Below are 14145 nucleotides of genomic sequence, written 5' to 3'. Positions count from 1 at the left end.
ATACTTTCCGATCAAGGATTTACTCTTAAATTTGCTGTGGATGAATGGAAGAGGTTAACGGATGTATTCTACTGTATTTGATGGCGGATTATCTGGAAATCCGTCTTCATTAGGCTCCACCTTGTCAGAAAAGTGAACCCAGTACTTCACTTCCACGGAATAATCATCCGTCAGTTCCTGGGTCAACTGAATCCGCTTGGCATGTTCTCCTAATACTTTTACATCTTTCACATCCGGGGCATCTGAAAATACAACCGTCACAACAGGAGAGGTCTCATCTTCTCCTTTATAAACGAAAGAGGCCGTTTCTTGAATGGCTTGATCACCCATCAACCATTCCACGGAGTCAGAGTTGTGCTTGAGGATAGCCAGGCTCAAGCCGTTAAGTTGAGAGTGCATGAACACGTAAATATAGTCGCCTTTGATTTCGTAATCCACGATATCTTCCGGCGGGAAGAAGTCATTCTCTTTCATCACTTCAACGATTTGTTCTTCCAATGGTTTGGCATCGTCTTCTTTCGGAGTGCCATCTACGTTTTCGTCATTGGAACAACTGGTAATAAAAAATAGCGCAGCAATAATCTTGATCAGTTTCTTCAACGGACATCCTCCCCTTATGAATCTCTCTTTTTAAAAATATTGGAATTTGCATCCAGTCATAGTCCTTTTTCCCTAAAACATAGAACCCTAACCGCCAGGGGCTAAGGGATCGATCATCGAAAGATTCCTCCATGCCAGTCATGAAGGAATACAGCAAATTATGTGTCCATTTAGAAAAGGAGGAAAGGGAATGAAAGGTCTGTTAGTGAAAGAACCGTGGATCGATATGATTTTGAGTGGGGAGAAAACATGGGAAATCCGTGGCACCCACACGAAAAAGCGAGGAACCATAGGCTTGATCAAAAGTGGCACCGGGCAGGTTTTCGGAACGGTGGACGTCGTGGAGAGCAGGGAATTGTCGCAGGAGGAATATAGAAAAACTACGCATCTGCATGGGATTCCAGAAGAGGATTGTAGACAAATGCCATACAAACGCACATGTGCGTGGGTTTTGCAAAATCCAGTCCTTTATGAAGAACCCTTGGCCTATACCCATCCTGCGGGAGCTGTCATCTGGGTCGACCTGGAGAAAGCACGAAGATAAATCGAAGGCCCGTCCCTCTAAGTCAGGGGCGGGCCTTCGCTTATCTTGGAATCCATATCTTCGAGAAATCGAAATGACCGAACGACTGAAACCGGACGTTTTTAATCATCGGGTGGAACGTGCGGACTTTCACAGGATGGTATTGGAAAATCAACAGCTGCTGTTGTCGTATGTACGTTTCAATTTCAGCCATCACCCGCTCACGATCATCCGCCGTATCCTGCCTTTTGAAAACCTCAAGTTTGTCATGAATCCACTGCAGTCCCCAATCCGGGAAGAAGCGTTGAAAGAAAAGGTTCTTGTTGTAAAAAGCTCCTAAAAAAGAGAGATGGGGGTCGAGCGAGGACACTTCTCCCATGAAGATCAAATCCACGTCTTTGTCCATCTCTTCCGTATAGAAATTGGAGAAGTTGAAGGGATGACGTTCGAAATGGATGCCATAGGCGGCTCCTCTTTCCTCCAGCCATTCCGCTTCCTGCACGGCACTCGGAAATTCAAGGTGATACAGTTTCAACGGTTCGCCTGCGTAGCCGGATTTTTTCAACAGCTCTGGAATCATCGCGCTCTTTTTCTGCAAGTGTATCGATCGTGATGGGGCGAAACTGCTGGCTTCGATGTAATGATTTTCGCCAGGACTTTCAGCAGGGTCAGTGAAGGAGCGCCAGCCGAAATCGGCAGCCATCCTTCCGATATCCATCAGGTGGTAGATGGCTTCTCGGAAATAAGGATTCTGGACAATGTTCTTTTTATGATGATTGAACGTCAGAAAACGGAAGCCGGTTTCGACTTCATGTTTCTGAGCCGGGTTCACGTCGTCTCCGTCTGCCACCGTGAAATTGATGATGCTCGCAGCTTCCTGGGAAACTTTGAAAAACTGGACCTCATCAAGTAACGGACGTTCTTTGAAATATCCGTCGAAGGCAGAGAGGACGAGCTTGTTCTCTGTGCGCTCCTTCAGATAAAAAGGGCCGGTTCCAATCCACTCGTATTCATTGAAGGGTGTGGCCGATGGAAGGATGCACAAATTCGATGCGGCCATGTATCTCGGAAAAAACGGATTCGGTTTCTCCAAATGGATGATGACTTTATATCGGCTCGGACAGTCAATGCCCCGAATCCCATCTGTCAGCCAGGACGTAGAGGTTTCCTTATTCCTCGCTCTCGATAACGTGAACCGGACATCCTCACTCGTCAGCTCTTCGTCATTATGAAACCGGACCCCTTTTCGCAAATGGAACGTCCAAGTCCTGGACGATTCGTCGACCTCCACGTGATGGGCGATGTGAGGGAGCACTTCATCTCGTTCCGCATCATATTTGAGAAGCGGATCGCCGAGCTGTTCGATCATATGCGCTTCGAAGGTGATGGACACTTCCAGTGGATCGAGTGTCGTCAGTGATCTAGCCATAAAAGCATGAAGCACATCTTTCGGGCTGCTTTGCTCCCGGTAGCTGAACATTTTGCGGATATCATAGGAAGCTTTCGCAATCCAGGACTTCGGGATCGGCAGGCGCAGGAGATGGGCCGCTTCATCCAGCTCATCGCGCTCCACACAGGCGGTGACGAAATCCTCGACTTCCTTCTGGAACGATTGCGGGAAAAGCAGGGTGGACGGCTTTCCGCGTCCTTTGCCTGGAATGTAGGTGAGTTTTCCATGAGCTTCCATTTCTTTTAAAATTCTCTTCGCATTCTTCTGAGAACAATACCAAATGGTTTCCAGTTCCTGCAGCTTAAACGAGATCTTCTGGTCATCTTCCCGTTCATATAAATGAGCGCGTAATGAAAAATACCGTTCGTCGAGCATCGGTGCACCTCCTAAAAGGGGACAGATTTTTCTAAATTGTACCCTTTTTACCCCTTTTTGGAAACCCCATAATAAAGGGAGCGAAGGGGGAAATCTTATGTTAAAAGAATTGCATCCCAACATCCGGATCCGGATTTATACATCTTTTCTCAGCCGGGTCGTCGGGGCGGCTGTGTTTCCATTCATGGCCATCTATTTTACAAAAGAAATCAATGCGACGGTCGCAGGAATTTTACTGCTGATCCAAGTCGGTGCCCAGTTTGTGACCGGCCTTTACGGCGGGTACCTGGCAGATATCATCGGACGGAAACGTTTGATGGTGACAGGGGAGATCCTGAAGCTTGCGGCGTTCATCGGCATGTTCCTTGCCAATTCTCCGTGGTTTCAATCCGCGTGGGTAACGTTTGTCATGCTGCTGCTCATCGGAATCGCCGGAGGACTCGTGAATCCGGCGGCCGAGGCGATGCTGATTGATGTCAGCACAAAAGACTCCCGGGCGTTCATGTATGCGATCAACTACTGGGCGATCAACATGTCGATGATGATCGGGCTCATGATCGGCGGCTGGTTTTTCGAGAGGAATCTGTTCGAATTGATCGCCGTCCTCTTAGGGATCAGCCTGCTGACGCTCTGGATGACGAGTACGAAGATCACCGATACATACGTCGTGAGCGAAGAGAAGGTGAGGGAAGGGTACGGACTGAAACCGGTCTTGAAAAATTACAGCCTCGTGATGAGAGACATCCCGTTCCTCGCATTCACGGTCGGTGGGATTGCGATCCTTGGCATCGAATTCCAGCGCAACAATTTCATATCCGTCCGTTTAGAGCAGGACATCGCTTCAAACATGATGGATCTTTTCGGCCTGTTTTCATTTGAACTGGACGGCATCCGGCTGCTCAGTCTGCTGACGGTCGCGAACACGTTGTTCATCGTCTTGTTCACATCGCTTTTCTCAAAATGGATCAAGGGGAAAAAGGAAGAACCGATCATGTATGCCGGCTTCGCTTTATTTGGGCTTGGGTATGCGTTTCTCGCGTTCAGCAATCACATCCCCGGCCTTTTCATCGCTGTCATCGTCCTATCCATCGGTGAATTGCTGTATGTTCCGACGAGGCAGTCGCTCCTTGCTGATATTGTCGACGACACACGGCGCGGAGCGTATATGGCTTTCAACGGACTCGTCTTTCAGTTCGGAAAGATCCTTGGAGCCTTGGGAATCATCATCGGGAATGTCATCGGTGGTTACGGAATGGCGGTATTATACGTCGGGCTCGTGTTCGCGGGCATCCACTTTTCCAAAATGGCGATCCGTCGGAGGAAATCACCGGAAGAAATCGTCCTTGAGGCGAGTGGTTCATAAGGATAGCAGGACTGATCCCTACCGTCGAGTAAAATGAATTTCTAATATTTTGAAACAAAAGGCGCTGCTCTTCCGTATGGAATAAGTAAGAAGAAAAAACGGAGGGGTCATTTATGGAAACCATCAAAAAATATTTGAAGCCATTATTCCTGGCAGGGATTCTACTATTATCTGTAGGCTGCACCAATTCGGAAGACGCAGAGACCCATGCCGAAGAGAATGGAAGCGAAGAAAACATCCGGACAGTTCTAGAGCATAGTTTTACCGGTCCTGATGAGGAACAGGAAAAGTTAATCGAGGGTCCTGAAGGCGATGTGGAAGAGTATGCCAAAGAGCTTGGTGATTATCGTGAGGAAAATTTCAAACCCTATATGACTGAACGTTTCTTTGAAAATTATCTGGTAAATACGAATAGGGCATTAATGGCTCAGAGCCTCGCACACCCAAATTATACGTTGAGTGTTGAGGATATAGAGATGGAAGAAGAAGAAGATTATTATACGTTCACTGTGGAAGTGTCTTATATGGATAACGAAAGCAATGAAAGTAAAACGGTTAACGTTGAAGGACATGCACAAACGAATGAAGAGGACAAATTAACAAGTATCCAATATAGCAACTTTGAAGATCTTCGTACTGCCTTAGAGTAGTAAATAGCCGCCCCCGTTTTTCAAAAGCGGGGGCGGTTTGATGTTATAGCTGTCCATCATACCAGGAAAAGTATCCGAAATAGACGGAGAAGGCAATCGTTATACCAAGCATCCCGAACATCATCACAGGAAAAAGCCAATCCTTTCGCTGTACTTTCATGGGCCGGTAAAACGTGCGGGCCTTCGTACCGGTGAACCCTTTCGATTCCATTGCGATCGCCGTGCGTTCCGCTTTCCGTATGGCGCCAGCGAGAAGCGGAATCGCGAACCGCTGGTACTGAAGAAGTTTTTCCTTCCAAGAATCCGGCCGGTTGACGCCGCGGATGCGGTGCGCCGCGCGAATCTGTTGGAATTCCGTCTTCAACATCGGCAAAAAGCGATACCCGGCAAGCACGCCGTAAGCGATTTTCGGTGGCAGCTTCAACTGCTGGATCAAGCTTAAAATAAAATGGACCATGTTCGTCGTGAACAAAAACAGCAGCGACAGGGTGGCGAACGCAAGCACCCTCAGGCCGAGGGCAGCCGCCGTCCAGATGTCTTCCGTCGGAAACTCCATCCCTAAGAAGGAAACCGAATCAGCAGCCACGTTGCTGGTATCCGAGAAGACCACCGTCGTCCAGAACATCCCGAAGGCGAACAGCGTGAACGGAATGAAATAATAGACGTAGTATCGTTTCTTGAACGTCCCGAACACGAAGGTGACAATCACCGTCCACACGATGTAAAGCAGTGGGGTGACCGGATCGAACACGAAGGCAAGGAGGAAGACGGCTCCAATTATCGTCAACGCTTTGACTGTCGGGTTTACGTCATGAAGAAACATACGCAGGCTCCTCTCGCTTCAAAACGGCACGCTTCCATTGTTCTCTTGGAGGCAGCTCTAAGTGATGGTCGTCCAAATCCGGGCGAGCCCAGAGTTCCTTCGGCTGACCATCGTAGCTGATTTCGCCTTCGTTCATGACAAGCACTCTCGTCGCGTATTTGTCCACGAGCTCCATGTCATGCGTGATCATCACGATCGTCGTCCCGTTTTCGTGTTTTTCTTTCAAAAGGGACATCAAATCTGAGGTCGACTTTTCATCCTGTCCGAACGTCGGTTCATCGAGGAAAAGCATGTTCTGATTCTCGACGATCATCGTCGCGACACTCAAACGCCGCTTCTGTCCCTGGCTGAGAAGGAAGGGATGCTGATTCTCCAGTCCGTCCAGCCGGCAGAACTTCAGTGTTTCCTCGACAATCCTTGTCCATTCGGCTTCCTTCATCCCGGCATGCTGGAGACTGAAGGCGACTTCATCATAGACCGTGTCCGTAATGAACTGGTGCTCCGGGTTCTGAAAGACATACCCGACTTCTTTTCGCATCTCACTTTCTTTCCATTTCTTTAGGGCGCGGCCGTGCAGAGACACGGTCCCTTTGCTCGGAGGCTGGATACCCGCAAGTATTCTGGAAAAAGAAGATTTTCCGCTCCCGTTCTCTCCGACGATGGCCACCCATTCTCCCTCATGAAAAGTGACGTTGATGTTCCGCAAAATCGACTTCCAATGCACAGCCTCTGCTTCCAACAATGCCTTCCCAGCAGATAGGACAGGACGGTTTTCTGGGAGAGCGACGGGTGGCATGTCTCCGATGTGAAGCGGATAGGGCGGTGTCCACCCCTGTTCCAGCGCTGTCCTTGTGGCATAAGGAAGCTGGATGCCCATCTCATGAATGTCCCGAGCGTACGTTTTCAAATGATCGTGCAGCGGACCATCGTAGGCAAGTTCTCCTTTTTCATTAATAATAAGGACCCGTTCCAACAAATCGAGCCAGCCTTCAAGCTTATGCTCGATGACAAGCAGAGTGAAAGAAAGCTCCTCTTTCAATATTTTCAAAAGCTGGATGAATTCCTTCCGCGCCACTGGATCCAGATTCGCCGTCGGTTCATCGAGAATCAATACTTCCGGTTCCATGGCGAGGATGCAGGCAAGGGCGACTTTCTGCTTCTGGCCACCGGAGAGGGAGGAGATGTCCGCTGTTTTGTAGGCTTCCATCCCGACCTGACGCAGTGCTTGGTCCACTTTTTCCACCATCGACGCATGAGGTGTATTCAAGTTTTCAAGACCAAAGGCCACTTCATCCTCAACGGTAATCATGCAGAACTGCGTCTCGGGATCCTGGAAAACGACGCCGACGTTCTGCGCCATTTCACCGGCAGGATAGGAGTCGGTCCGCTGACCTTGCACGAGAACTTCTCCGTTCATGGCACCATCTAATTCCCGAGGATAGAGCCCGTTCAAACAGTGGGTGAGGGAACTTTTCCCCGACCCGCTCGGACCAAGGATCAGCATGTTTTCTCCTTCCTCGATGGAAAAAGTCAGACGCGACAGCACAGGCTTCTGTCTCTCCTCATAACGGAGGGTAAGGTCCTCAACGCGTATCACTTCCTGACTCATGCCGCCTGCTTCCTTCGCTGTTCTTTCCCGAGAGCGAAGCTTGAGAGGACACCTGTCTTCGCTAAAGCGTCACTGAGCGCTTTACCTGCGACACCTGAGATGATCGCACCACTGATGATGCGGGCGATGAACATGGCGACGACGTACCCTGTACTGAGGGCTGCGTAGCCGGAAAGGAAGTAACCCCAGACGAAGCTGAACACCGCCGCCATCACACCGGCAAGCATGAGGGTGAACAGGTCATAACGCTTGTACCTCGTCATAGCGAAGGCGGATTCTGCGCCGAGCCCCTGGATCATCCCTGAAACGAGCAGCATCGGACCAACTGCATTCCCTAGCAGCACTTCGACCGCCGCCGCAATCGTTTCGGATAAAAACGCGGCGCCGGGTTTGCGGATGATGTAAGCCGCAATGATCGACACGATGAACCAGATGCCGAAGATGAGGTCATAGCCGATCGGTCCGAAAAAGCCGACGAGGATTTTCCCGACCGGAAGGAAGGCCAGATACACGACCGCAAAGACGACAGAAAGGACGGACATGACGACGATTTCTTTCAGTTTCCAGCTGTTCATGCTGTATCATCCTTATGGGAAGGGCTGTTGGCAGAGACCGTCACGGTCATGACCGTATGCGAAGAGCCGCTTGCTTCTGTCTCTCTGAACACATCCTCAAGTCCTTTGAAAATGTCACGCGTATCTCCGTCGAGACGGGTGGAGTAGTGGGCAGGCGTGACTTCAACGCCTTTTTCTTTCATCGCTTCGATTTGACTGTAGATAGTGTCCATATAGTCCCCGCCACCCATGGGATACAACGAGAACTTCGCCGCAATGCGTTGTTCAATTTCTCTGGAGTGAGACTTGTTCAATCGTTCTTCTGATTCATCCATGTGGGCATCCCCGGATGAATCTCCCGGACAGCCGATGGAAAAGGTTCCTTGAAAAGCGACATGGACGCCTGTTTTCGCGATATGTAACAGAATCGCTTCGGTGACATCAAAGACATGCTCCATCCGGCCGCGCACCGTCGTCGTGACGTCATCCGTCTTCATCCACACTTTCGAGCTGTCCACTTCATTCAGACTGCCCTTGATATAATCCACGAAGTTGTCGGCCATCGGGTGCACAGAAAAAGAGCACCCCGCAATTCTTGAAGTTCCACAGTTGTTTTCCATTTCTAAATTCCTCCTTTTTTAAGCACAAAAAAACTGCATCCCACGGGAATGCAGTCTACCAATCATAAAGGAAGAACCAGTCAGGTCCTTGTGAATGACGACTGCACTTCCCCACGCTAGTATTATCTAGTTCGGGTTCCAAGGGTCGGAATGTCTCCTCTCAGCCGCCTCAAGCAGCTCCCCCAGTGCAACACGCGTATGCAATTCTTGTACGTTGCTTCCATCGTAGCGGAGAGTCATAGATTTGTAAACCACCTTTTTCCTGAAAAACAAATGGACCGGACCGCCAAACGGCGGATCCGGTCCATTCCTTATGCTTTCGACAAGCGTAACTTCATTACATTCTGATCTATGACACAATCGATATAGGGTACGCGTTCATAAGGGTAATACGTGAGAGAAGTGGGTATCACTTCCATCATTTGATACAGGTCCTCTGTTGAAGCCACATCATTCAAAACCAATTGCACGTCTTCACCAGTCATCGAGGAGAACTTGGCCGAAGTGTAACCTTCATTTTTCATAAATTGGAGTAGATCCATAGTAGTCTCCTTATTATCTGACCTTGAACCTTACATTTTCCCTGAATAGCAATATTCGAAACATAAACCTTAGAAATTACTTAACGCGACATCGCTCTAACTATTATTCTACTATAACAAGGTGCAGGAAGGAAGCAAAGAGTTTCGACAAAAAAACAGGACCTGCATCGCTTCTTGTCGTGCATCAATAATAAGGGGAGATCATCAAGTAGACGATGACTCCGGTGAGACTGACGTACAGCCATAACGGCATCGTCCAACGCGCGATTTTCCGGTGCTTATCGACCTTCATCGCAAGTCCGCGGAACAAAGTGAGTAGCGCAAGCGGCACGATGAGAGCTGCCAGTACGATATGGGTGATCAAAATGAAATAATAGATGCCGGCAACGATTCCTTCACCGCCGAACGACGTCGACTCCGCCATCGAATGGTACGTCAGGTACGAAATGAGGAAAAGAGCCGTAGATGTGAAGGCAGCGAAAATGAAGCGCTTGTGCCACTTCACGTTTTTCCTGATGATCATGAACAAGGCAGCAACCAGGAACACGAACGTAAAGGAATTCAAGACCGCATTCAAGAGGGGAAGAAGTTTGATATTGAACCCGAGATCCCCGTCGACTTTTGGTAAGAACAATAAAGCCACAACGATGAGGTTGATGGCGATGGAAAGCCCCACGACCCATGGGACGTAATTGAATTTTTTCATGGTATCGATCCTTTCTCAATCTCTTTATATAGAATCCTAGTCAAGTATAAAGAAAGAGAGAGGAGAATGCTATGACAGAAAACGCACAATTTGTCGAGGGAACACGTTTTAATTGAAAACAGGACGCACGCAGGCCTTCGAAACATGAAAAAAGGCATGTCATGAATAAAGAGATGGGGCAAAAGCTCCATCTCTTTTTCTTCGTTCTGGGTGAATGGGCAAACCGATGACGACGAAAACCCATAGGATACTACACAGAAAGGAGGGACTTCGATGTCCGAAAGAAACTTGTTCCTCAGATTCATAGGCACAGGCCTCGAATTCATCGTATCCGGCTTCCTCGCCATCCTATACACAGCAACCCAGGACACTGGGCGCGGTTTTGATCCGAACCCCGTCTTTTGGAAAGCGTTCATCATCATCCATGTCTCGCTTCTCCTCGTCATTCCGCTGCTTGCGAAAGGAAGGACACTCGGCATGCTGTTGACGCATCTCACCATTGAAACGAATGCAGGAAAGCCGCCGAACTTCATGCAGATTCTCATACGTGTGATCCTCGGGTTCGGTCCGGTCATTCTTACCCAGGGAATGTGGTATTGGATTTCCTTTGTCACCGGTTTGATGGATCCGAAAGGGAGAGGGTGGAGTGAGATCATCTCTTTTACGACGATCAAATGGAAAGAGCCTCCGCCGGAGTAAGAGGCTCAGGCCTCTGCTGCTTTATATAAAGGGATTCTGACGTAGTTAGGCATAATTTATAGTTTTGAAACCATACCCGGAAGCTTTTTCTCCATCAATCCTTCAAGCCAGTGGGTGGTTTCAACGAGTGGATCCAGAGAAGCGGTTGTTTCTACGCCCATTTGATGGAACATATGAACCATATCTTCGGTACACACATTCCCTACGGCCTTAGGTGCAAAAGGGCACCCTCCGAGTCCTCCGATGGAAGAGTCGAAAGAAGTGACACCTTCCTGGTATGCGGCTAAAACATTCGCTAGTCCTAACCCTCTTGTATTATGAAAATGAAGTCTGAGAGGTACTTCACCTTTGAAAGCCTCTTGGAAGGAGTGGACGACTTTTTTCACTTGAAGCGGATTAGCCTGCCCTGTGGTGTCTGCCAATACCATTTCAGTACAACCTGCTTGTATGAAGTCTTCGGAAATTTTTAAGACTCTATTTATGGGTACGTCCCCTTCAAATGGACAGCCGAAGACAGTGCCGAGAACTCCTGTCACAGGTTTTCCTTCTTCTTGAGCTTCCTTCGTAACTTCGACCAGGGCATCTTTGGATTCTTCTACTGTTCGTTTGGCATTTTTGAGGTTGAAAGTGTCGCTCGTCGCTAAAACAGTATGGATGACGTCGATATTTGTGCGTAGAGCTCTTTCCAGACCGGATCTACTTAATACTAAGCCTGAATACTGGACGTTTGAATCTCGTGGAACCTGTTCCATGACTTGCTCTGCATCACTCATTTGAGGAACGACTTTTGGGTTCACAAAAGAAACGGCTTCCACTTGTTTCAATCCGGACTGTACAAGTCGTTCAATCAGCTCCACCTTTTTTTCAGTAGGTACCCACTTCTTTTCATTCTGCAAACCATCCCTCGGGCCGACTTCACATATATGAATCATAACTTTTCCTCCTCATTCAGGATTCATGATCTATGTTCTTCAACACGTGGTCTCTTCCTTGATATATGTGTTCCTGCATAGCAGTTTTGGCACGGTCCGGTTCATTTGCTTGTATAGCGACCGATATGGTTTGGTGCAACTCAAGAGATTTTTTTAACTGATATTCGTTATACCAATAAAAGGACCGGAAAACTAATGGGAGTACGGTCACACTAGAGATGTGAAACCTCAAATGTTCATTATGAGAGGCGTTGTAAACAGCACTGTGGAATTGGTTGTTCAACTCCATGATTTCATTCAATCTTTCTGTTCTCTCATAGGTGGGGTTTTCAAGCAAATCCTTAAACTGTTCATTGCACCTTTCCATAGCTTCGATATCCTCATCGCTTCGATTCACAGCAGCTTCGGCGGCTGCATAACCCTCCAGCAGTGCCCTCAAATTATAAATCTGTCTGATATCTTCCGTATTGAACTCACTGACTATGACACCTCTTTTTAAAGGAGAGATCAGCCTCTCTGTTTCGAGGCGCTTTATGGCTTCTCGTATCGGTGTGCGGCTGATTTGTAATTCTTTTGCAAGGTTTTCTTCCGTTAAACGGGTGCCTGGTGCGTAGGCACCTTCAATAATGGACTTTTTTATGCGTTCATAAGCTTCCATAATTCTATCCCTCCTTGGTGCTATTGTATACAAAGGGAATTTCAACAGCAACTAAATTGCTGTATTTTTCTGAATAAAGTGCAAAATACCGGCTATTTATACATAATATTTGATTTTTCTGAATTTTAAGTTGATTTATTGTATACAAAGTGCTACGATGAATTCAAATTAATGGAAATGGAGGTTGTTAACGTGGACAATTCCGAACACCTGCCGTTGCAGGGGGTACGCGTACTAGAATTAGGGACGCTTCTTGCCGGACCATTTTCAGGGAGGTTGTTAGCTGATTTCGGGGCTGAAGTCATTAAAGTAGAACCGCCTGGAAAGTCCGACCCTATGAGAAATTGGGGCAAAAAGAAAGATGGCGTAGGCTTATGGTGGCCGATTCAATCGCGCAATAAAAAGTCTATTACTCTGAATCTTAGAGAGGAAGCGGGACAACGTGTCCTGAAAGATTTAGTGAAGGAGTCGGATATTATCATAGAGAATTTCCGGCCGGGTACGATGGAAAAGTGGGGCCTCTCCTATGAGAGGCTTTCGGAGGTCAATCCGAGAATCATCATGGTCCGTACTTCCGGATTTGGTCAAACGGGGCCATATAACAAACGTGCCGGGTTCGGAAGTGTCGCAGAAGCGATGGGGGGCTTGCGCCATGTGACTGGATTCCCGGATCGTCCACCTTCTAGAATCGGCATCAGTATCGGGGATACGCTGGCTGCACTTTTTGCTACAATCGGATGCTTGACGGCATTGCACGAACGCGAAAGGTCAGGCGAGGGTCAGGTGGTGGATACTGCCATCTATGAAGCGGTATTTTCTGTGATGGAGAGTACGATTCCGGATTATCTGCTTACGGGGTATGTTCGTGAACGTATGGGAAATATACTGCCGGGAGTTGCTCCTTCGAACATATATCTGACGAAAGATGAGACGTATATTGTGATCGGAGCCAATTCCGATGGTGTATTCATGAGGTTGTGTGAAGCGATGGGTGAACCTGAATTGGCAAAGAATGATAAATATTCGACGCACGATGCAAGAGCTAAACATATGAAGGAACTGGATCTACGTATTGAAGAATGGACCAAATCGTTGCCAGCGGAAGAAAGTCTTGCCTTACTCGAAGAGCATGGAGTCCCTTCAGGAATGATTTATAGTGCCAAAGACATTGTCGAGGATCCTCATTATAAGGAGAGGGAGATGATTGTACCTGTGGAGCATCCTGAGCTTGGAGAATTTCCAATGCCTGGAGTCGTTCCGAAATTAAGCCGTACCCCGGGGAAAATACATAAACCAGGGGCTGTGAAGATGGGGATGGATAATGAGAAAGTGTTTAAAGACATCTTAGGCATGACAAGTGAGCAAATGGAAGAGTTGAAAGGAAACCATATTATTTAAAGGAGGATCTTATGTCTGATACTTTCCAGGGGTTTGGTGAAAGTATTCATTTTGGTATAAAACCGGCTGTTCTGGTCGTTGATTTCATCAATGGATTTACGGATGAATCCTGCGACCTTGGATCCAATTTAGACGAAGAAGTTTCTCATACCAAACGGTTGCTTGATCTAGCCAGGTCCCGCCAGCTGCCTATCCTGTTCACAACCGTTGTGTACGAGCCCCATTATCTCGATGGAGGTCATTTCATTGAGAAGGTTCCTGCTTTGAAGTGCCTGTTACGGGATAGTGGATGGGTGGATTTGGATGATCGTTTGGAACGGAGAGAGAATGAAGAACCGCTGATCGAAAAGAAGTTTGCCAGTTCTTTCTTCGGGACAAGTTTACATTCCATACTCGCCTACAAAAATGTCGATACGCTGATCATCACCGGATGTACGACATCAGGGTGTATCAGGGCCACAGTCGTGGATGCTCTTCAGTATGGGTACAAAGCGATTGTACCTGAAGAATGCGTCGGCGATCGATCCGAGAAAGCACATCACAGCAATTTGTATGATATTCAAACGAAGTATGGGGAAGTCATGACGGTTGAGGATGTCGGGAATTATTTGAAAACCATATAATCTAATATTCGGAGGGATCG

At 47.9% G+C, this 14145-nt stretch carries 16 protein-coding genes and 1 riboswitch; of the genes, 6 read left to right on the top strand and 10 right to left on the bottom strand.

Going from position 1 to position 14145, the window contains the following annotated elements; genetic code table 11:
* Window positions 1–54 precede the first annotated feature (54 nt).
* Entirely contained in the window at window positions 55–600 is a 546-nt protein-coding gene (locus tag VKA52_RS14275; protein ID WP_326316149.1) for a hypothetical protein, read from the bottom strand.
* Between the two features lie 190 nt (window positions 601–790).
* Here VKA52_RS14275 and VKA52_RS14270 point away from each other — a divergent pair, with 190 nt between their 5' ends.
* Complete coding sequence (locus VKA52_RS14270) at window positions 791–1144, top strand: ASCH domain-containing protein (protein ID WP_326316148.1); 354 nt, start codon at window positions 791–793, stop codon at window positions 1142–1144.
* A 40-nt stretch (window positions 1145–1184) separates the two neighbouring features.
* Here the strand turns inward: VKA52_RS14270 and VKA52_RS14265 are convergent, their stop codons facing one another.
* A complete protein-coding gene (locus tag VKA52_RS14265) occupies window positions 1185–2948 on the bottom strand; it encodes an ABC transporter substrate-binding protein (protein ID WP_326316147.1) in 1764 nt (587 codons plus the stop codon).
* Between the two features lie 97 nt (window positions 2949–3045).
* On the opposite strand from VKA52_RS14265, the gene VKA52_RS14260 reads away from it, so the two are divergent.
* The gene (locus VKA52_RS14260; RefSeq protein ID WP_326316146.1) at window positions 3046–4311 is read left to right on the top strand and encodes an MDR family MFS transporter; all 1266 of its coding nucleotides are present in this window, start codon (window positions 3046–3048) and stop codon (window positions 4309–4311) included.
* 113 nt (window positions 4312–4424) lie between these two features.
* Window positions 4425–4961: a hypothetical protein gene (locus tag VKA52_RS14255; protein WP_160914520.1), complete on the top strand. Its 537-nt coding sequence runs from the start codon at window positions 4425–4427 to the stop codon at window positions 4959–4961.
* Window positions 4962–5004: 43 nt separating this feature from the next.
* On the opposite strand, the gene VKA52_RS14250 is transcribed toward VKA52_RS14255, so the two are convergent.
* From VKA52_RS14250 to VKA52_RS14225, 6 genes are all read right to left on the bottom strand, one after another.
* A complete protein-coding gene (locus VKA52_RS14250; RefSeq protein ID WP_326316145.1) occupies window positions 5005–5784 on the bottom strand; it encodes an energy-coupling factor transporter transmembrane component T family protein in 780 nt (259 codons plus the stop codon).
* Window positions 5771–7393 carry an ABC transporter ATP-binding protein gene (locus VKA52_RS14245; RefSeq protein ID WP_326316144.1) on the bottom strand — a complete coding sequence of 541 codons (1623 nt, stop codon included), beginning with the start codon at window positions 7391–7393 and terminating at the stop codon, window positions 5771–5773. The genes VKA52_RS14250 and VKA52_RS14245 overlap by 14 nt, the downstream gene beginning before the upstream one ends.
* Entirely contained in the window at window positions 7390–7968 is a 579-nt protein-coding gene (locus tag VKA52_RS14240; RefSeq protein WP_160914526.1) for an ECF transporter S component, read from the bottom strand. Before VKA52_RS14240 ends, VKA52_RS14245 begins: the two co-directional genes overlap by 4 nt.
* Window positions 7965–8567: a YkoF family thiamine/hydroxymethylpyrimidine-binding protein gene (locus tag VKA52_RS14235; RefSeq protein ID WP_326316143.1), complete on the bottom strand. Its 603-nt coding sequence runs from the start codon at window positions 8565–8567 to the stop codon at window positions 7965–7967. Before VKA52_RS14235 ends, VKA52_RS14240 begins: the two co-directional genes overlap by 4 nt.
* 91 nt (window positions 8568–8658) lie before the next feature.
* Window positions 8659–8761, bottom strand: a riboswitch (TPP riboswitch).
* Window positions 8762–8878: 117 nt separating this feature from the next.
* Window positions 8879–9109, bottom strand: a complete 231-nt coding sequence (locus tag VKA52_RS14230) for a hypothetical protein (RefSeq protein ID WP_160914529.1) — start codon at window positions 9107–9109, stop codon at window positions 8879–8881.
* A 184-nt stretch (window positions 9110–9293) separates the two neighbouring features.
* Window positions 9294–9815 carry a DUF420 domain-containing protein gene (locus tag VKA52_RS14225; protein WP_326316142.1) on the bottom strand — a complete coding sequence of 174 codons (522 nt, stop codon included), beginning with the start codon at window positions 9813–9815 and terminating at the stop codon, window positions 9294–9296.
* A 273-nt stretch (window positions 9816–10088) separates the two neighbouring features.
* Between VKA52_RS14225 and VKA52_RS14220 the strand changes: the two genes are divergently transcribed.
* Window positions 10089–10514, top strand: coding sequence for an RDD family protein (locus VKA52_RS14220; protein ID WP_326316141.1), 426 nt, complete (start codon window positions 10089–10091; stop codon window positions 10512–10514).
* A 56-nt stretch (window positions 10515–10570) separates the two neighbouring features.
* Here VKA52_RS14220 and VKA52_RS14215 read toward each other — a convergent pair whose 3' ends face one another.
* Window positions 10571–11446 (bottom strand): hydroxymethylglutaryl-CoA lyase, encoded by an 876-nt coding sequence (locus tag VKA52_RS14215; protein WP_326316140.1) that lies wholly within the window; start codon window positions 11444–11446, stop codon window positions 10571–10573.
* A gap of 16 nt (window positions 11447–11462) precedes the next feature.
* Complete coding sequence (locus tag VKA52_RS14210) at window positions 11463–12104, bottom strand: GntR family transcriptional regulator (RefSeq protein ID WP_326316139.1); 642 nt, start codon at window positions 12102–12104, stop codon at window positions 11463–11465.
* Between the two features lie 192 nt (window positions 12105–12296).
* On the opposite strand from VKA52_RS14210, the gene VKA52_RS14205 reads away from it, so the two are divergent.
* Together VKA52_RS14205 and VKA52_RS14200 are read left to right on the top strand one after the other, a co-directional pair.
* Window positions 12297–13502: a CaiB/BaiF CoA transferase family protein gene (locus VKA52_RS14205; protein WP_326316138.1), complete on the top strand. Its 1206-nt coding sequence runs from the start codon at window positions 12297–12299 to the stop codon at window positions 13500–13502.
* Window positions 13503–13513: 11 nt separating this feature from the next.
* The gene (locus tag VKA52_RS14200) at window positions 13514–14125 is read left to right on the top strand and encodes an isochorismatase family protein (protein WP_326316137.1); all 612 of its coding nucleotides are present in this window, start codon (window positions 13514–13516) and stop codon (window positions 14123–14125) included.
* Window positions 14126–14145 lie beyond the last annotated feature (20 nt).

Origin of the sequence: Halobacillus sp. HZG1 (assembly GCF_035818575.1) — a bacterium.
Lineage (GTDB): Bacteria > Bacillota > Bacilli > Bacillales > Halobacillaceae > Halobacillus > Halobacillus litoralis.
The sequence above is the reverse complement of the archived record's forward strand: the minus strand, read 5'-3'. Positions and strand labels throughout refer to the sequence as shown.